The sequence below is a fragment of the Volucribacter amazonae genome, assembly GCF_029783845.1.
Lineage (GTDB): Bacteria > Pseudomonadota > Gammaproteobacteria > Enterobacterales > Pasteurellaceae > Volucribacter > Volucribacter amazonae.
The window spans coordinates 1,476,384-1,494,544 of the sequence record NZ_LWID01000001.1 but is presented as its reverse complement, the minus strand read 5'-3'; the positions used below and the strand labels follow the sequence as shown (position 1 = coordinate 1,494,544).

Here is an 18,161-nt window from a genome sequence, read left to right as displayed (position 1 = left end):
TCTTTGATGTTGCTAATAGCGATATATAATTGTTTCAATTTAAGATAAGGGGGACGCCGAAGAAGAATTGTACAGTGAGGCGCCAACACCGTATTATTCTAAAGTGGAACGACTATATAATAAAACCACCTACTATAGAAACATAGAAAGGTGGTTTTAGTTAAACTAGTTTTTACACATCATAAGTACTTGAAGATACATTACCGCCTGTTCCTGTCCAGTTGGTATGGAAGAATTCGCCACGCGGTTTGTCGGTACGTTCGTAAGTGTGAGCACCAAAATAATCACGTTGTGCTTGTAATAAGTTAGCAGGCAAGCGTGCGGTGGTGTAGCCGTCTAAGAAAGTAATGGCTGATGCCATACAAGGCATTGGGATACCGATTTCAATGGCTTTAGCCGCCACTTTACGCCAATCAGCTAAACAGTCTTCTAAAATAGCTTTGAAATAAGGATCTGAGCCTAGGAAAACAAGGTCTGGGTTGTTTTCATAAGCATCTCGGATATTGCCTAGGAATGCACTACGAATAATGCAACCCTCACGCCATAATAATGCTGTACTACCATAGTTAATATTCCAACCGTTATTTTCTGATGCTTCACGAATAAGCATAAAGCCTTGTGCGTAAGAAATAATTTTTGAGGCAAGTAGGGCTTTGCGTACCGCTTCAATCCAAACTTGTTTATCACCTTCTACTTTGCCAATTTGTTTATTAAAGGCTTTTTCTGCGGCAACACGTTGTTCTTTAAAAGAGGATACACAACGAGCAAAGACAGATTCGGTAATTAAGGTTAATGGAATACCTAAATCAAGAGCATTAATGCCTGTCCATTTTCCTGTTCCTTTTTGTCCAGCGGTATCAAGGATTTTTTCTACTAATGGCTGACCATCGCTGTCTTTATAACCAAGAATATCTGTTGTAATATCAATGAGATAGCTATCTAACTCTGTTTTTTTCCATTCAGCAAAAGTAGCTTGCATTTGTTCATAGCTTAGCCCTAATCCGTCTTTTAAGAATTGGTAAGCCTCACAAATTAACTGCATATCGCCATATTCAATGCCATTATGTACCATTTTGACGAAATGCCCTGCCCCTTCTTTACCAACCCAATCACAGCAAGGTTCGCCTTTATCAGTTTTAGCTGAAATAGCTTGTAGAATAGGTTTTACATATGGCCAAGCCTCTTCATTACCACCTGGCATAATGGAAGGTCCGTGTCTTGCTCCCTCTTCGCCACCTGATACACCGGCACCAACAAAACGAATACCTTTTTCACGCAAAGCCTCAACGCGGCGATTGGTATCAGGGAAATTGGAATTACCACCATCAATAATGATGTCGCCTTGTTCTAAATGTGGCACAAGGGCATCAATAAATTGATCCACTACCGTACCTGCACGCACCATTAACATAACACGACGTGGCTTTTCTAATTTGCTGACTAAGTCCTCAATGGAATAAGCTCCAATAATATTAGTTCCTTTCGCCGCCCCCTCAAGAAATTCATCAACTTTTGAGGTGGTTCGGTTATAAGCCACCACTTTAAAACCGTGGTCATTCATATTTAAAATTAAGTTTTGTCCCATTACCGCTAAACCGATAACGCCGATATCGCCTTTTACTGACATTGTTTTCTCCTGTTGTTTGGTAACCACAAAAAGTGCGGTTAGATTTTTATTTATTTTTGCAATAAGTTAGCGGCATCTTGATCAAGATACCAATCTGTTTTACCGTTTTTTGCCTTAATTTTGGCGGCAGGATAAGGTAATTGCTCTGCATCATTATCTTGAATTTCTTGCAAAATTTGTGCTTTCGCTGCCCCTGTTACTAAGTAAGTAATACGTTTTGCTTGTTCAAGTAAATGAGCGGTTTTGGAAATGCGTAATTGTCCTGTTTCAGGGTGTTTCGCAATAACAGCCCAATGTGTATCATTAAAATCCGTTTGGTGTGGAAATAATGAGGCTGTATGTCCATCAGTCCCCATACCTAAAATAATCCAGTCAAATTGACCTGTGGGAATATATTGTTTTAATTCTGCACTAAAACGAGCTAATTCTTGTTCAGGATCTTGCTCACCACGAATACGATGAATATTTTCTGCTGGAATAGTAATATGATCAAATAATAAATGTTGTACTTCGCCATAATTACTTTCAGGATCAGTAGGGGCAACCATACGTTCATCGCCCCACCAAAAATGTAAATTTTGCCAATGAATACCCTGCTGATAAGGAGCTTGAGCTAGGGTTTTGAACAATAATTTTGGTGTACTGCCACCAGATAAAGAAATATGCACAGGGCGATCTTGCTGACTATAAACCAACAGCTCTTGTGCGATTTGCTCTACGGCTTGTTGTGCCGTAGCAAAAATGGTTTTATTCATATTAAAGCTCACAATAATTGGTATTGGTTAAATTTTTACAAGGGAAACGCCATTCACGTTCACTTCTTGCCATTAATTGATCTGCTGCTTCAGGTCCCCAAGTACCACAAGCATAACCATGTAATTTGAAATCAGGTTTGGTTTTATAGTCCAAAATAGGTTGGACAAATTGCCAACAGGCTTGTACCGCATCACTACGGGTAAATAAGGTAGCATCGCCCTTAATGGCATCAAGCAATAACCGTTCATAGGCAGTTAAAACGTGCGACTCTTCTAAATTGCCATAATGGAAGTCCATAGATACCTCTTGAGCTTCAAAGCCTGCCCCCGGTTTTTTCAAACCAAAGCTCATTACAATCCCCTCATCAGGCTGAATACGAATAATCAATTTATTTTCAGGGGCATTTTGGCTAAATACAGGGTGTGGCGTACTTTTAAAATGAATCACAATTTCTGTAACACGGGTTGGTAAGCGTTTTCCTGTACGCACATAAAACGGCACACCGCTCCAACGCCAGTTATCAATTTGCATACGCAATGCCATATAGGTTTCGGTGCGAGATTCTGGATCAACCCCTTTTTCCTCACGATAGCCTGCTAACGCATTACCACGCACTTTTGAGCTGGTATATTGCCCAAGTACCAAATTTTCCTCTAAATCTCGCTCCGATAATGGGTGCAAACTTTGCAACACTTTTACCACTTCATTACGCAACGAGTCCGCATTAATTACTGCTGGCGACTCCATAGCAACCAAGGCTAATACCTGCAATAAATGGTTTTGGAACATATCACGCATTGCCCCAGCCCCATCATAATAGCCACCTCGATCTTCTACTCCAATGGATTCTGCCCCTGTAATTTCTACATAATTGATATAATTACGATTCCATAATGGCTCAAACAAGCCATTTGAAAAACGTAATACCAATAAATTTTGTACAGTTTCTTTGCCAAGATAATGATCGATACGATAAAGTTGATGTTCTTGGAAATATTGATGAATTTTGTCATCAAGTTCAATAGCAGATTGCAAATCATAACCAAAAGGTTTTTCTACCACTAAACGTTTCCAACCTTGTTGCTCAGAATTTAATTGATGTGCTGCTAAACATTCTGGAATAACGCCGTATAAGCTCGGCGGAGTAGAAAGATAATAAACCACATTGCCTTGGGTATGATGTTGAGTTTCTAACTCTGCTAAACGCTGTTTTACCTTAGCATATTCGCTTACTTCAGAAGTATTGACTGGCACATAATAAATATGCTGTAAAAAACCCTCTAACAAAGGGGTTTCATCAATCTTTTCATACTCAATTAAGGCTTGTTTTACCTTATCTCGATAGGCTTGATCACTATAATCCGTACGGCTAATGCCCAAAATCGCAAAATCTTCAGGCAATTTGCCATGTAAAAACAAATTATAAAATGCGGGAATAAGTTTACGTTGGGTCAAATCCCCTGATGCACCAAAAATAGCAATGGTGCTGTTCTCTGGTTTCGTTTCTACTTTGGTCATGTTGCTTTCCTATTGATGAATTAATATATTATGTTTTTGTTATATTACCGATTAATTTGATTTTCACTAATTGGTTTTACCTAATATTAAAAACGGAAAACCTTTTGCCAATCCCTCTGCCCTTGTGCCACCATGACAAAATGCGGATTAATCAAACTATGCCGTTGATTATACGTTAAGGGTTGGAATTGTGGATCAAAAATTTTGCCCCCCATTTCATTAAGAATAATCTCAGCAGCGGCAGTATCCCACTCTCCAGTATTACCTAAACGCACATAACAATCGCATTCGCCTGTTGCCACCAAGGTGCTTTTTAGCCCGCTTGAACCATAAACCAAAAATTCACAGGCAAAATTCTCGGGCAAAATTGACCGCACTTTTTGTTGTGAATAACTTGAACCTATCGCAATCTTCAACGGCTGATGCAAGTTTGGTTCTTGCCGAGATAATCTTTGTGTACTCTGTGGCGATTGTTGATAAGCACCATAACCCTGCATAGCATAAAAACTACGTTGCAAAATAGGGGCATGAATAACCCCTAATGTAGGACGATGCTGTTGCACCAAGGCAATAAGTATCGCAAATTGATCGGTGCGATCAATAAATTGCTGTGTGCCATCAAGGGGATCTATCAACCAATATTGTTGCCATTGTTGACGTTCAGAAAAGGGAATATGACAATTTTCCTCTGACAACACAGGGATATTCGGTGTTAATTGGCTTAATTGTTGAGTCAAAAATTGGCTCACAAACAAATCTGCTTCCGTAACAGGTGTGTTATCCGCTTTTAACTGTACATTTACCCCAGCAGATTGCTGATAAAATCGCCGTAAATGTTCGCCTGCTTGTTCTGCGATAATTAATACGGATTGCAACAATACCTTTGAAAGCACTAACATAATATCCCCTCTCCATTTAGCCTTTGCTTGCTGTCTTTGCTAAATAATCACGTAACGCATATAACGCAACTAAATTACGAGCCTCGCAAAAATCAGGATCTTGTAATAATTGATCCAACTGACTTAAAGGTATGCTTACCCGTTGCAAGGGTTCAGGTTCATCGCCCACTAATTGGCTAGGATAAAGATCTTGGGCAACAAAAATGTGCATGGGATTATTCATAAAACTCGGCGAAGTATTCACTGTACGCAACGGAATAAAATGTTTTGCGGCCAAACCAATTTCCTCTTGCATTTCTCGATTTGCACTCTGTTCAGGGCTTTCGCCCACTTCCATTAAGCCTTTGGGAAATCCCAGTTCATACCGTTCAGTGCCTACGGCATATTCTTTAACCATCAATAAGTTATCATTTTCAATAGGCAAGACCATAACCGCTGCTCGGCTACTTGGCTTAAAGCGTTCATAGGTGCGTAATTCGCCATTAGAAAATTTTAGATCAACCGCCTGAATTTCAAAGAGACGTGATTGTGCCACAACAGAAATGGATAAAATTTGTGGTTTTTGTAATGCTGGCATACTGACCTCAAGTTTTACAAATGCGAGCAATAACGATACCATAAAATACACAAAGCACAAATGCGATTATTGTCATTTCAATGAAGACAAGACGACTATAACAAAACGGAGAAACACAAAATCTATGGCAAAACACCGTTCTCAACCACAAGACAACGAAAGTGATAACAACGTACGTTTAGATAAATGGCTATGGGCTGCTCGATTTTACAAAACCAGAACTCTCGCCAAAGAAATGATTGATGGTGGTAAAGTGCATTACAATGGACAGCGAAGCAAGCCCAATAAAAATGTTGAAATTGGGGCAAAAATTCGCTTAAGGCAAGGTAATGATGAAAAAGAAGTGGAAGTGCTTGCTTTATCTAGCCAACGGCGAGGCGCTCCCGAGGCACAATTACTTTACCAAGAAACTGAACAAAGCCTTATCCAACGTGAAAAAATGGCATTAGCACGCAAAATGAATGTTATGCCTCACCCTGATCGCCGCCCAAATAAGAAAGAACGGCGTGAACTGATTCAATTTAAGACGCAACGATAAGTTATTGTCGTCCCACTAAAGTAATACAGTGTTGGCACGCCTTACCTTATTTTGAATTGACACGACTATAACTCACTGGCTTTAGATAAATTAGTTGCCCCTTGATAACCTAGTTGTCGCCAAGCCTCATAGACCGCCACTGCCACTGAGTTAGATAAATTCATACTACGGCTATTGGCCGTCATCGGAATACGAATTTTTTGGCTAAGGGGCAAACTGTCTAAAATCGTCATAGGAATGCCACGCGTCTCTGGTCCAAACATTAAATAATCCCCCAAAGCAAATTGCACTTCGCTATGGGCAGGTTGCCCTTTGGTGGTTAAGGCAAAAAGGCGGCGAGGTTGTTCATTTGTTAAAAAATCTTGATAAGTTTTATGTTTTTTTATCTGAGCAAACTCGTGATAATCCAAACCTGAACGGCGTAATTTTTTATCGTCCCAAGTGAAACCCAAAGGCTCAATTAAATGTAAACGAAACCCCGTATTGGCACATAAACGAATAATATTCCCTGTATTTTGTGGTATTTCAGGCTCATATAATACAATATCTAACATCATCACAACCGTTAATCAATAAAACAAAAAGCACATTATAGTCGTTCCACTTTAAAATAATACGGCGTTGGCAAACCGCGCCGTACTCGTTGTACTGTCTTCGGCATACCGCCTTATCTTATTTTAAATTGAAAGGGCTATATTCTAACAAATTTTATGGCGAAAAACTGCGAGAAAAATGACCGCACTTTAGTTCGCTGCCCGAGAATACGCCATATTATGATGCGGATTTATATTCCCGAATAATTGGAATAAACTGGTGAGCAAAGCGTTCTAATTTTCTTAGCCCAACGCCATTGATTTGTAGCATTTCTGCATCATTGGTAGGATAAAATTTTGCCATTTCTTGTAAGGTCGCATCACTAAACACCACAAAAGGCGGAATATTTTCCCGATCGGCAATTTGTTTGCGTAAAAAACGTAAACGAGCGAATAAATCTTTATTATAATCGTTAATAGTGGGTTTATTATTAAGTGCAGGACTAATTTTGGCTGAAATACGTGGCACAGCTAATTCCAAAGCCACTTCGCCACGCAATACTGCTCGAGCATTCCCTGCAAGCTGTAATACAGAATGTTGAGCAATATTTTGTTGTACTAACCCCAAATGAATTAATTGGCGAATCACTGATAGCCAATATTCTTGCGAATATTCCTTACCAATGCCAAATACACTCAGTTGGTCATGTCCAAAACCTTTAATTTTTTGATTTTGTAAACCACGCAATACCGCAATAACGTGATAAACCCCAAAGCGTTGCTCAAGGCGATAAATGGTAGAAAGCACTTTTTGAGCATCAATTAAACCATCATATTTTTTGGGCGGATCAAGGCAAATATCACAGTTTTTACAAGCGGTTTGCCGATTTTCGCCAAAATAATTTAATAACACTAAACGGCGACAGGTTTGTGATTCGGCAAAGTCGCCCATGGCTTGCAATTTATGTTGCTCAATTTGACGTTGTTCCGTTTCGGGCTTTTCTAATAACACCTTTTGTAACCAAGCATAATCCGCAGGATCATAGAACAATACCGCTTCCGCTGGGAGGTTATCACGCCCTGCTCGCCCTGTTTCTTGGTAATAGGATTCAATACTACGGGGTAAATCAAAATGTGCCACAAAACGAACATTAGATTTATTGATCCCCATACCAAAAGCAATGGTCGCCACAATCACTTGAACATTATCACGCTGAAAAGCACGTTGCACCTGTTCTCTTACCTTATTTTCCATACCCGCATGATAACCTGCAACGGCAATCCCCCGTTGACGCAAAATGTCGGTTAATTTCTCCACTTTTTTGCGACTATTACAATAAATAATGCCACTTTTGCCCTTTTGTTGTTGCACAAAACGGCAAATTTGCTCCATAGGTTTATATTTACTGACGAGGGTATAACGAAGATTAGGACGATCAAAACTGCCAATATATAAATGGGGTTGTTCAAGTTTTAATAGATGTAAAATATCCTGTCTAGTGGTTTTATCAGCGGTCGCTGTTAATGCCATAATGGGAATATTAGGAAAACACCCTTTTAATCCGCCAAGCTGGCTATATTCAGGGCGGAAATCATGTCCCCATTGGGAAATACAATGTGCCTCATCAATGGCGACAAAGCTCACTTGGCATTGTGAAATAAAATGGAAAAAACTATGGGTCATGACTTTTTCAGGAGAAAGATAAAGCAACTTCAACTGACCTGAAATCGCTTTATTTTGCACCTGTTGCTGTTGTTCAAAGGTTTGGCTAGAATTAAGATAATCCGCCTCAATCCCATTTGCCAATAATTGATCCACTTGGTCTTTCATTAAGGAAATCAATGGCGAAATCACAAGGGTCAATCCTGAAAAACATAAAGCAGGAATTTGATAACAAAGGGATTTGCCATTGCCTGTCGCCATAATGACTAGGCTATCTTGCCCCGCTAATGCAGCTTCAATAACCTCTTGTTGCCCTTGGCGAAAGGATTGATAACCAAAAACCTGTTGTAACACTTCAAGTGCGGTGTCGTTGGCAAAAATTTTTGGATTTTGCACCGCACTTTTCCTTGAAGTTTCTTGATTAGAAAACATTGTTTAGTGAAATACCAATCCCAATACGTTGAATATTACGATTATAATCAATTAATGATTCCCCATAACCGCCGTAATATTGGGTATAAAAACGAATATATTTGGTAATAGGATAACTATATGCCACTTCTAACCCACCTTTATTGTAGCGAGGGTTATAATGCCCTGTAAATTTAATCTGGTGTTGGTTATATTGATACCCCACTGATAAATCAAAATAGCCACGATAATGGGTTATATCAGGATTATCATCGTCCTCCGATTTTTCAGGAATACGCCACCAAGGTTTAATTTCCACAATCCAATTTCCTTTTGAGGCAGTAGCACGAGCATAGAGCCGATTCCAGCTACGAGATTTTAATTGTTCATCACTTTTGCCATTGGATTGATGATTAAATCCTGTTTCCACTTCATTTAATGTCCAACCAAAAGGCAAGGCATAATGGGTTGCCCAAGCCAAGAAAAGTTGCGGTTCATAATTGGTTTCACGAAATGGCGAAGAATTTGCCGTATTACTTAACTGAAACCAAGATTGTTGAGTATAAGATCCTGCCAAAACCGAGTTTTTTCCCAAAATATGTCGCCAAATGGGCAATGCCAAACTAATTTGAAACTTCACTTCATCATGTTTCATCTCTTTTTGGTCGTAGAAATTACCATTAGAAAAGGTTTGCATTAAATAATTTTGCTCATAAGCCGTTAGCCCGATCATATTGTCTGAACGAGGTGCTAATAATAATTCTGTTTTACTTTTGTAAGACTGCCACCCATTGTCCGAGCCATTGGCAAACAATAAAGAGGGGCTTATCAATAATATTAAAAATAAAGACAATGTTTTTTGCATAAAAATCCTACTCACCAAATTTAACGCTTTCACCATGGGCGGCACAGGCTTGCTCTAAACAATGCCAAAAGGTTTCGCCATCGCTATTTATCCATTGTTGATTTTTATAAGCAAAATGCAATCCCCCTAAGCGGCTGGCTAACCAAAGTTCTAACATAGGTTCTTGCTTATTAATGATAATTTGACTTCTATCAGCAAAGGTTATAGAAAATACAGCTCCTTGTGTATCGCAATCCACGTCGCAATCTTGTTGTTCTAATTGCTGTTCAATTTCCGACCAAACTTGTTCAATATTATGATGATATTCCGCTAAATTCATAGTATTTCCTTCTCTACTTGCTAAAGTTAAAGGATTATAGTGATTTTTTGCTGGCTATGCAGTAAAAATTCATCAATAGTGATGAATTTCAAGCAAAATACAATGACAGAAATTTTTTTCAAAACACACCGCACTTCAGATGAAGATAAATAACATAAAATTACCAAAACCAATAAAAATCAAAATAAATATACCAAAAATAAACACCCTCACTGGTTGATACCTATTTTTGAGTAATAAAATCGCTATAAATGATAACAAATCTCAAAAACTTGTTGAGAATAACTTTCATTAATGATAATGTTATTTCGCTTTATTATAAAAATTGCATAAAACTTAAGGAAATGACTATATGAAATTTACAAAAAGTAAGTTGTCTATGGCGATCATCATCGCTATGACTCCCTTTGCTTATGCAGAGGAAAATCTCCAGCTGGAGGAAATTACGGTTACCGCAGAACAACAGCTTAAACAATCTCTAGGGGTAAGTCAGTTACCCGCTCAAGAAATTGAGAAAGTGGCGGTAGTCAATGATGTTTCAGATTTAGTACGCAAAATGCCTGGGGTTAATTTAACGGGTAATACCGCCACAGGGCAACGAGGTAATGCACGTCAAATTGATATTCGAGGAATGGGACCTGAAAATACCTTGATTTTGGTTGATGGTCGTCCAATTACATCACGTAATTCCGTTCGTTATAGCTGGCGTGGGCAACGTGATACAAGAGGGGATTCAAATTGGGTACCCGTAGAAGATATTGAGTCTATTGAGGTGCTAAGAGGCCCTGCCGCAGCTCGCTACGGATCTGGCTCAATGGGTGGTGTAGTTAATATTATTACTAAGAAAGCCAACAATGAATTTAAAGGCTCAATTACCTATTACACTAACCAACCCGAGGATAGTAAAGAGGGGGCTACCAATCGTGTGGGCTTTAATCTTTCTGGTCCATTAGCTCAAGACAAACTTTATTTCCGTTTATATGGTAACTGGAATAAGACACAGGCTGATGCCTTGGATATTAATCCATCATCAACGACAGTAGCCACAAGAAATGGAAGAACCACAACCACAATTTATCGCCCAGCAGGTAGGGAAGGGGTACGTAACAAAGATATTGCTGGGCAATTAAGTTGGAAAATCGATCCTCGTCAACGGGTAGATTTAGATATTAGTTATAGCCGCCAAGGAAATATTTTTGCTGGAGATACACAGAACAGTTCTTATACAGTGGAAGATGGTAGAGCCTCCACCATTACAGGATTATATGGAGCTGAAACAAATAGAATGTATCGCCAAAGTTATGCGGTTACCCATAACGGCGATTGGGGTTGGGGGACAACCAAATTTGTGGCTCAATTTGACCGCACAACCAATAGCCGTTTAAATGAAGCATTAGCAGGTGGTCCAGAGGGAAGTATTTTAGCCTCAACTAATAATAATTATGGTTTTTCTGATAGCGTGCTAAAAACTTCTCGCCTAGCCTTTGAAACCAGCATTCCTTTTAGCGTAGCTGTACCTAATGTAATAACCCTTGGTGCTGAGTTTAACCACGATAGTTTAGATGACCCTGCTTCTATGACAGGACAAAGTTCTGCAGCGAACTTTAGCCGTTTTTCAGGTGTTAATCGAGGTAAGCAATCACAAGATAGTTTCTCAGCTTTTATTGAAGATAATATCTTAATTAGTGATAAAGTTAATCTTATCCCTGCGGTACGTTTTGACCATAATAACCGTTCTGGTAGCAAATTCAGTCCTGCATTAAATGCGTTCTACTACATTACTGATAATCTTACCCTTAAAGGTGGAATTGCACAGGCATATAAAGCACCAAATCTGTATCAAAGTACCGAAGGCTATTTACTCTATACACGTGGTAATGGCTGTCCGTTACAATCAGTAAGCTCAATTACCTCTTGCTATTTAATGGGGAACTCCAACCTCAAACCTGAAACAAGTTGGAATAAAGAAATTGGCTTAGAATACAATTATGCAGATTGGAAAGCCTCTTTAGCTTATTTCCATAATGATTACCGTAATAAAATTGCAGCAGGAACAACCATTTTAGAAACGGTTAATGGACACAATTTATTACAATGGGAAAATATTCCTAAAGCGGTAGTATCAGGTATTGAGGGTAACTTAACCATTCCATTAATTGATGATGTCTTAACTTGGACTAATAACTTTACTTATATGATTGAAAGTAAAGATAAATCCACAGGTAATCCGTTATCCATTATTCCAAAATATACCATTAATACTTTCTTAGATTGGCAAATTACTGAACAATGGGACGCTCAATTAAACGCCACTTTTTATGGTCGTCAAAAACCTCGTCAATATGCCGAAAATAATATAGAAAATAACAATGGCTTATCTAGCAGAGTAGTGGGTTCTTATACCCTTGTTGGTTTAAATACAGGCTATCAATTTAATAAGAATCTAAGTATCCGTTTAGGTATCTCAAATCTATTTAATAAGAAACTCTATCGTGAAAATGATGGTGCAAGCACCTACAACGAACCAGGACGTGCTTATTATGGAAGAGTAACAATTTCCTTCTAATCGGAGCGGATAAACAATTCAGGGCTAGACAACTAGCCCTGTTTTATTTTTCTCAGGAAAATAAGGAACCCCACGAATTTTCTATCCATTACACGATTTAAATAAAAATAGCTTGCCATAAAAAATCCTCGTTATTAAATAACGAGGATTTGATTTTAATCACTAACAACTAAATTTAGTTTGCCAACAACCGTTGTAACGCTTGATAAACTGCTTCGGCTTGTTGTTGGTCAAGAGGTTGATCATCTTCATCAGTGAATACGATTGCGGTATTATTTCCAACTACGGCAATTTGTAACTTATATTCGCCTTTGGCTAAGTCAGGGCGTGCAACGCCAAAACGTCGCCATTCTAATTCATCTAAGGCACGATATTTTAATTCACGATAACCTCGTCCTATATTTTCTTCTTCAATGCTAAAGCCTAATGAAGGCAGGATTTGAGCAAGTTTTTGCCAAGTGGCATTAAAACCTGCTTGAGCAATTAAGGCTTGGCGTCCATTGCGGTCAGTGGCTATGGTGGAATTTAGTGGGATATTTGAACTTGTGGCTAATTGTTGTTGCTGTTGTTGATAAGCAATATTTAATTCGCCGACTAACTGATTTAAACGACCCGCGGCATAGCGTTGTTTATCCACCACCGTTGGCGTAAAAATCACGTTATCACGTTTGGCTTGCAAAATGGAAATGGCTAAGGCGCTGGCTTGTTGGTTGCCAAGCTGTTCAATTTGATAGCGTAATTGTACATTGCCCACTTCGTCAGCACGCCCTGTTGATGTCCAATCAGTAATGATTTTGCCATTTTCCTGTTGATAAGCAATGCCTTGTTCATTGAGTAAACGTGCTACTTGTTGCAGGTTATAAACCGCTTGTTTATCAGCAGGATAAACAATAGAAGCTCGTTCGCCGTCAAATTGTGCAATGGAATCGTGGATGATCGGTAGCGGATTTACTGGTGGGCGAATATCAACTTGTAATCCACTGGTAGGAATATGTTCTGCTGGAATATTAAATCTTGGATCAGGTTGAGGTAAATTAACACCGCCACTGTTTAAGGGGGAAAAGGTTGGAATTTCTTTTTCAACAAAAGGATCATTGGCTTGTTGTTTTTCTTGATTATCGGAAGAACAAGCAGACAACGAGCCTAACGCAATAAAAGGTAATAACCAATATTTTATTTTTTTCATTTTCAACCCTATAAAAATTTTTCAAAAAACTACCGCACTTTGACTAAATTTAAGGCAAAAAGTTCAAACAAAGTGCGGTGTAAAATAAGATTAGATTAACCCTGCTTTTTCTAATGCCGCAACGACTTTAGGTTGGGCTTGTTCACTCAAGGTGGTTAATGGTAAACGTAAACTTGGGTTATCAATCAAGCCTAATTTATAAGCCGCCCATTTTACAGGAATTGGATTAGACTCTACAAACAGATCACGATGTAATCCCATTAGGGCTTGATTGATTTGCTCGGCTTCAGCAAATTTGCCTTCTCGCACTAAGCGACACATTTCGCTCATTTGCGCCGCTGCCACATTATTGGTTACTGAAATGACCCCATGTCCACCTAATTTCATACTTTCTAAGCCCGTAGGATCATCGCCGCTGAGGAAAATAAAATCTTCGCCCGCTAATTCACGAATTTTGGCAACACGACTTACGTCGCCAGTGGCTTCTTTAATCCCAATAATATTGTCAATTTTTGCCAAGCGTCCTACGGTTTCTGGCAATAAATCGCTACCAGTGCGTCCCGGAACATTATATAAAATTTGAGGTAAATCAGTACATTCCGCAATGGCTTTAAAATGTTGATACATACCTTCTTGGGTAGGCTTATTGTAATAAGGCACAACCGATAAACAGGCGGCGACACCACTATTATTTAATAATTTTGTCATGGTAATGGCTTCGCTGGTGGCATTAGCCCCAGTGCCTGCAATAACGGGAATACGCTCATCAGCAAATTCTAAGGTTTTTAAAATGGTTTTGACATTTTCTTCAATGCTTAAGGTGGCGGATTCGCCTGTTGTACCTACCGACACAATGGCGTTTGTGCCAGATTTAATATGATATTCTACTAAGTTGCGTAACTGCTCAAAATCAACTTCACCATGGTGATCCATTGGCGTAATAAGAGCAACAATACTGCCATAAAAACGAGGGGTGTTTGCCATAAAATCTCCTGTCATCATTATTGTTAAAATGGATTACTGATTGTTATTGGTTAAGATCGCCAAATTAAACATAATTTGCAAGTAATTTTTTTATTTTTATAATAGAGATCAACGATTTTGACGATTTTTTAAGGAAAATTATGCTATCCATATTAAAACAAGGGCAAAATGCACCGCACTTTTGCTTACTCGATCAACAAGGTCATCAAGTTTGTTTAACGGATTTTCAAGGGAAAAAAGTGTTAGTTTATTTTTATCCCAAAGCCTTAACCCCGGGTTGTACTACTCAAGCCTGCCATTTGCGAGATAGCAAAGCGGAATTGGATAAATTGGGGGTAACCATTATCGGTATTAGCCCTGATTTACCGGCTAAATTGGCAAATTTTACCGATAAAAAACAATTAAATTTTATTTTGTTATCCGATCCTGAGCATCAAGTCGCCGAGCAATTTGGCGTGTGGGGCGAAAAGAAATTTATGGGGCGAACCTTTGATGGTATTCATCGCATCAGTTTTTTAATTGATGAACAAGGTAAAATTGAACAAGTGTTTGATAAATTCAAAACCAGCAATCATCATCAAGTGGTTATTGATTATTTAAGCCAAAATTCTTAATGTGTTCTGCCCTTAATCGCTTTTATAGTCGTTTTTCAGTATATTATGAACGACTATACTTCCCTGTGGCAAAAATTTTGTCAAAATAGACCGCACTTTGTGATGAAATTTTATTGGGAAAGTTGTTAAGCCCTAAAATTTGAAAAACCGAGGGGAAACAAACGCCTTTCCTTTCTGCTTATGGCATAAACGTGTTATGATGATAACCAATTTGGCTTATTAATCTAAAGGAATTGGCTATGAAAGAGTATCTTATTGCCCCCTCTATTTTATCCGCTGATCTTGCTCGTCTTGGTGAAGATGTTGAACGTGTATTAAAGTGCGGTGCGGATTTGATTCATTTTGATGTCATGGATAATCATTATGTGCCTAATTTGACGTTTGGACCTGCGATATGTCAAGCGTTGCGTGATTATGGCATTACTGCCCCTATTGATGTGCATTTAATGGTAAAACCCATAGATAGAATTATTCCTGATTTTGCTAAAGCAGGGGCAAATTATATTACTTTTCACCCTGAGGCAACGGAACATATTGATCGCTCTTTGCAGTTAATTCGTGATTGTGGCTGTAAGGCTGGTTTGGTGTTTAATCCTGCCACCCCTCTGAGTTATTTAGATTATGTTATGGATAAAATAGATGTGATTTTGTTGATGTCTGTTAATCCGGGCTTTGGCGGACAATCTTTTATTCCTGCCACATTAGAGAAATTACGTGAGGCTCGTGAACGTATTGAACGCAGTGGTTTTGATATTCGTTTAGAAGTTGATGGCGGCGTAAAAATCAATAATATTGCGGAAATTGCACGAGCAGGGGCTGATATGTTTGTGGCTGGTTCTGCCATTTTTGATCAACCTGATTATCAAGAGGTTATCGATCAAATGCGGCGAGAATTAGCCAAGGTTGAAGGCGAGATTATTTAGTTTATAAGGTTAATAAAATGGGTAAACAATTTAAATTAATTGGATTTGATTTAGACGGTACATTGGTTAATAGCTTGCCTGACTTGGCATTATCCGTTAATTCGGCGTTGGTGGAATTAGATTTGCCTACCGCTGAAGAAGCATTGGTTTTAACTTGGATTGGTAACGGTGCTGATGTATTAAGTGCCAGAGCGTTGAGCTGGGCAACGCAACAAGCAGGAAGAACATTAACCCCTGAGCAAACTCAGCAATTTAAACAACGTTTCGGCTTTTATTATGGCGAAAATCTGTGTAATGTCAGTCAGCTTTATCCCCATGTGAAAGAAACCTTGGAGCAATTACATCAGCAAGGTTATCTATTAGCAGTGGTAACGAATAAACCTACTAAGCACGTTAAGCCTGTTTTAGCGGCATTTGGGATTGATCATTTGTTTAGCGAGTTATTAGGCGGGCAATCATTACCAGCAATTAAGCCCCACCCTGCCCCACTGTATTATTTATGCGGCAAATTTGGTTTATACCCAAAACAAATTCTCTTTGTGGGGGATTCTAAAAATGATATTTTAGCAGCCCATAGCGCAGGTTGCCCAGTGGTGGGACTGACCTACGGTTATAACTATAATGTACCCATTGCGGAATCTCACCCAGACTGGGTCATTGATGACTTCGCACAACTTCTCTCAATTATTAATGACTAAGGAAAGAAAATGAGCAAACCTATTGTATTTAGCGGTGTACAACCTTCGGGCGAACTCACCATTGGCAACTATATGGGGGCGTTACGCCAATTCGTTGCCATGCAAGATGATTATGATTGTATGTATTGCATTGTGGATTTGCACGCCATTACCGTACGCCAAGATCCTGCGGCACTGCACAAAGCCAGCCTAGATGTGCTTGCTTTATATCTTGCTTGTGGCATTGATCCCAATAAAAGTACCATTTTTATCCAATCCCACGTGCCAGAACACACCCAATTAGCTTGGGTACTAAATTGCTATACTTATTTTGGCGAAATGAGCCGTATGACCCAATTTAAAGATAAATCAGCACGTCATGCCAATAATATTAATGTGGGATTATTTACTTATCCTGTATTAATGGCGGCGGATATTTTGTTATATCAAGCCAATCAAGTGCCAGTTGGGGAAGATCAAAAACAGCATTTGGAAATTACACGAGATATTGCTGAACGCTTCAACGGACTATACGGCGATATTTTTGCCATTCCTGAGGTCTTTATTGCTAAATCAGGGGCAAAAGTAATGGCATTGCAAGATCCTGATAAAAAAATGTCTAAATCTGATGATAATCGTAATAATGTGATTACCTTATTAGAAGATCCAAAATCTGTGGCGAAAAAAATTAAACGTGCCGTAACTGATTCTGATGAGCCACCTGTTATCCGCTATGATCGCCAAAATAAAGCTGGAGTTTCTAATCTTATTGATATTTTACATGGGATTACAGGACAACCTATCGCCGAGATTGAAGCGGAATTTGCAGGGAAAATGTACGGACATTTAAAAACTGAAGTGGCAGAAAAAGTATCTGAAATGTTGACCGCACTTCAAGAAAAATTCTGGCATTATCGTAATAACGAAGCATTATTAAATCAAATTGCCGCCGAAGGGGCAAAAAAAGCCAGAGAACGTGCGAAACAAACTTTAGATAAAGTCTATGAGGCAATTGGTTTTGTGCGTTAGCATTTAGTGGAATTAAAAGTTAGGGGCTAAATAACTAGTTTAAGCCCCTTTATTAATCGGTTTAAAATGGAAATTGGAGATTTTATATCTTTGTAATTAAAATCCATTTAAATAGAACTCAAAATGACTAAACTGACTTACATCAAGTCTATCGTAATGACAAATAAATATTGATGTAAACAATACTATCAGGCTTTATTTTACTCCGAATAATAATGGGGAATAATGATTCTATATTTGGTAAGATGATGATATAAACCTTGCTGTTACGTTTAAGATAATTTTATCAGCCATACGGTGTTCTTGTTTACCTTTCGAACACTACCAAAATAGTTTTTATTCGCTTTAGATTCTTTTTCAGACATTTCTAAATGAGGGCTATTTGGATAAATAAGCAAATTTAAACGATGAAAATAGAATGCCATTTGTATTTTTGTTTATCTGCTGTTTGTACGATAACGCTGGCAACAAACGAC

Annotated in this window: 17 protein-coding genes; 6 read left to right on the top strand and 11 right to left on the bottom strand. The window is 38.6% G+C overall.

The features are described 5' to 3' along the window. Nucleotides 1-172: 172 nt before the first annotated feature. From gnd to nudE, 5 genes are all read right to left on the bottom strand, one after another. Nucleotides 173-1,627 carry a decarboxylating NADP(+)-dependent phosphogluconate dehydrogenase gene (gene gnd / locus A6A20_RS07145; RefSeq protein ID WP_279572795.1) on the bottom strand — a complete coding sequence of 485 codons (1,455 nt, stop codon included), beginning with the start codon at nt 1,625-1,627 and terminating at the stop codon, nt 173-175. A 50-nt stretch (nt 1,628-1,677) separates the two neighbouring features. Further along, nucleotides 1,678-2,382 (bottom strand): 6-phosphogluconolactonase, encoded by a 705-nt coding sequence (pgl, locus tag A6A20_RS07140; RefSeq protein WP_279572794.1) that lies wholly within the window; start codon nt 2,380-2,382, stop codon nt 1,678-1,680. A gap of 1 nt (nt 2,383) precedes the next feature. Next, on the bottom strand, nt 2,384-3,901 hold the full coding sequence (gene zwf / locus A6A20_RS07135; protein ID WP_279572793.1) for a glucose-6-phosphate dehydrogenase: 1,518 nt from the start codon (nt 3,899-3,901) through the stop codon (nt 2,384-2,386). 86 nt (nt 3,902-3,987) lie between these two features. Beyond that, entirely contained in the window at nt 3,988-4,800 is an 813-nt protein-coding gene (gene cysQ, locus A6A20_RS07130; protein WP_279572792.1) for a 3'(2'),5'-bisphosphate nucleotidase CysQ, read from the bottom strand. Between the two features lie 16 nt (nt 4,801-4,816). Next, entirely contained in the window at nt 4,817-5,377 is a 561-nt protein-coding gene (gene nudE / locus A6A20_RS07125) for an ADP compounds hydrolase NudE (RefSeq protein ID WP_279573765.1), read from the bottom strand. Between the two features lie 124 nt (nt 5,378-5,501). Between nudE and hslR the strand changes: the two genes are divergently transcribed. Further along, nucleotides 5,502-5,915: a ribosome-associated heat shock protein Hsp15 gene (gene hslR, locus A6A20_RS07120; protein WP_279572791.1), complete on the top strand. Its 414-nt coding sequence runs from the start codon at nt 5,502-5,504 to the stop codon at nt 5,913-5,915. A gap of 65 nt (nt 5,916-5,980) precedes the next feature. Here hslR and trmL read toward each other — a convergent pair whose 3' ends face one another. The 4 genes from trmL to cyaY all read right to left on the bottom strand — a co-directional run bounded on the left by trmL (nt 5,981) and on the right by cyaY (nt 9,706). Beyond that, the gene (trmL, locus tag A6A20_RS07115; RefSeq protein ID WP_279572790.1) at nt 5,981-6,469 is read right to left on the bottom strand and encodes a tRNA (uridine(34)/cytosine(34)/5-carboxymethylaminomethyluridine(34)-2'-O)-methyltransferase TrmL; all 489 of its coding nucleotides are present in this window, start codon (nt 6,467-6,469) and stop codon (nt 5,981-5,983) included. 217 nt (nt 6,470-6,686) lie between these two features. Next, nucleotides 6,687-8,543 carry a DNA helicase RecQ gene (gene recQ, locus A6A20_RS07110; RefSeq protein ID WP_279572789.1) on the bottom strand — a complete coding sequence of 619 codons (1,857 nt, stop codon included), beginning with the start codon at nt 8,541-8,543 and terminating at the stop codon, nt 6,687-6,689. Further along, complete coding sequence (gene pldA, locus A6A20_RS07105) at nt 8,533-9,387, bottom strand: phospholipase A (RefSeq protein ID WP_279572788.1); 855 nt, start codon at nt 9,385-9,387, stop codon at nt 8,533-8,535. Before pldA ends, recQ begins: the two co-directional genes overlap by 11 nt. A 7-nt stretch (nt 9,388-9,394) precedes the next feature. Continuing rightward, on the bottom strand, nt 9,395-9,706 hold the full coding sequence (gene cyaY, locus A6A20_RS07100; protein WP_279572787.1) for an iron donor protein CyaY: 312 nt from the start codon (nt 9,704-9,706) through the stop codon (nt 9,395-9,397). A 352-nt stretch (nt 9,707-10,058) separates the two neighbouring features. Between cyaY and A6A20_RS07095 the strand changes: the two genes are divergently transcribed. Further along, a complete protein-coding gene (locus A6A20_RS07095) occupies nt 10,059-12,272 on the top strand; it encodes a FepA family TonB-dependent siderophore receptor (RefSeq protein WP_279572786.1) in 2,214 nt (737 codons plus the stop codon). Nucleotides 12,273-12,447: 175 nt separating this feature from the next. Here the strand turns inward: A6A20_RS07095 and bamC are convergent, their stop codons facing one another. Together bamC and dapA are read right to left on the bottom strand one after the other, a co-directional pair. Further along, nucleotides 12,448-13,449: an outer membrane protein assembly factor BamC gene (bamC, locus tag A6A20_RS07090; protein ID WP_424585443.1), complete on the bottom strand. Its 1,002-nt coding sequence runs from the start codon at nt 13,447-13,449 to the stop codon at nt 12,448-12,450. 99 nt (nt 13,450-13,548) lie between these two features. After that, nucleotides 13,549-14,442: a 4-hydroxy-tetrahydrodipicolinate synthase gene (gene dapA / locus A6A20_RS07085; RefSeq protein WP_279572784.1), complete on the bottom strand. Its 894-nt coding sequence runs from the start codon at nt 14,440-14,442 to the stop codon at nt 13,549-13,551. Nucleotides 14,443-14,582: 140 nt separating this feature from the next. Here dapA and bcp point away from each other — a divergent pair, with 140 nt between their 5' ends. From bcp to trpS, 4 genes are all read left to right on the top strand, one after another. After that, nucleotides 14,583-15,056: a thioredoxin-dependent thiol peroxidase gene (bcp, locus tag A6A20_RS07080; RefSeq protein WP_279572783.1), complete on the top strand. Its 474-nt coding sequence runs from the start codon at nt 14,583-14,585 to the stop codon at nt 15,054-15,056. A 239-nt stretch (nt 15,057-15,295) separates the two neighbouring features. After that, entirely contained in the window at nt 15,296-15,979 is a 684-nt protein-coding gene (gene rpe / locus A6A20_RS07075) for a ribulose-phosphate 3-epimerase (RefSeq protein WP_279572782.1), read from the top strand. A 17-nt stretch (nt 15,980-15,996) separates the two neighbouring features. Then, a complete protein-coding gene (locus tag A6A20_RS07070; RefSeq protein ID WP_279572781.1) occupies nt 15,997-16,677 on the top strand; it encodes a phosphoglycolate phosphatase in 681 nt (226 codons plus the stop codon). Nucleotides 16,678-16,686: 9 nt separating this feature from the next. Then, the gene (trpS, locus tag A6A20_RS07065) at nt 16,687-17,685 is read left to right on the top strand and encodes a tryptophan--tRNA ligase (protein ID WP_279572780.1); all 999 of its coding nucleotides are present in this window, start codon (nt 16,687-16,689) and stop codon (nt 17,683-17,685) included. The last annotated feature ends 476 nt before the right edge of the window (nt 17,686-18,161 follow it).

What these genes read in the sequence shown, in the direction of transcription:
- recQ (WP_279572789.1), bottom strand. Translation starts at nt 8,543, where the DNA reads ATGTTTTCTAATCAAGAAACTTCAAGGAAAAGTGCGGTGCAAAATCCA.
- trpS (WP_279572780.1), top strand. Translation starts at nt 16,687, where the DNA reads ATGAGCAAACCTATTGTATTTAGCGGTGTACAACCTTCGGGCGAACTC.
- A6A20_RS07070 (WP_279572781.1), top strand. Translation starts at nt 15,997, where the DNA reads ATGGGTAAACAATTTAAATTAATTGGATTTGATTTAGACGGTACATTG.
- cysQ (WP_279572792.1), bottom strand. Translation starts at nt 4,800, where the DNA reads ATGTTAGTGCTTTCAAAGGTATTGTTGCAATCCGTATTAATTATCGCA.
- trmL (WP_279572790.1), bottom strand. Translation starts at nt 6,469, where the DNA reads ATGTTAGATATTGTATTATATGAGCCTGAAATACCACAAAATACAGGG.
- gnd (WP_279572795.1), bottom strand. Translation starts at nt 1,627, where the DNA reads ATGTCAGTAAAAGGCGATATCGGCGTTATCGGTTTAGCGGTAATGGGA.
- cyaY (WP_279572787.1), bottom strand. Translation starts at nt 9,706, where the DNA reads ATGAATTTAGCGGAATATCATCATAATATTGAACAAGTTTGGTCGGAA.
- hslR (WP_279572791.1), top strand. Translation starts at nt 5,502, where the DNA reads ATGGCAAAACACCGTTCTCAACCACAAGACAACGAAAGTGATAACAAC.
- nudE (WP_279573765.1), bottom strand. Translation starts at nt 5,377, where the DNA reads ATGCCAGCATTACAAAAACCACAAATTTTATCCATTTCTGTTGTGGCA.
- pldA (WP_279572788.1), bottom strand. Translation starts at nt 9,387, where the DNA reads ATGCAAAAAACATTGTCTTTATTTTTAATATTATTGATAAGCCCCTCT.
- zwf (WP_279572793.1), bottom strand. Translation starts at nt 3,901, where the DNA reads ATGACCAAAGTAGAAACGAAACCAGAGAACAGCACCATTGCTATTTTT.
- rpe (WP_279572782.1), top strand. Translation starts at nt 15,296, where the DNA reads ATGAAAGAGTATCTTATTGCCCCCTCTATTTTATCCGCTGATCTTGCT.
- A6A20_RS07095 (WP_279572786.1), top strand. Translation starts at nt 10,059, where the DNA reads ATGAAATTTACAAAAAGTAAGTTGTCTATGGCGATCATCATCGCTATG.
- pgl (WP_279572794.1), bottom strand. Translation starts at nt 2,382, where the DNA reads ATGAATAAAACCATTTTTGCTACGGCACAACAAGCCGTAGAGCAAATC.
- dapA (WP_279572784.1), bottom strand. Translation starts at nt 14,442, where the DNA reads ATGGCAAACACCCCTCGTTTTTATGGCAGTATTGTTGCTCTTATTACG.
- bcp (WP_279572783.1), top strand. Translation starts at nt 14,583, where the DNA reads ATGCTATCCATATTAAAACAAGGGCAAAATGCACCGCACTTTTGCTTA.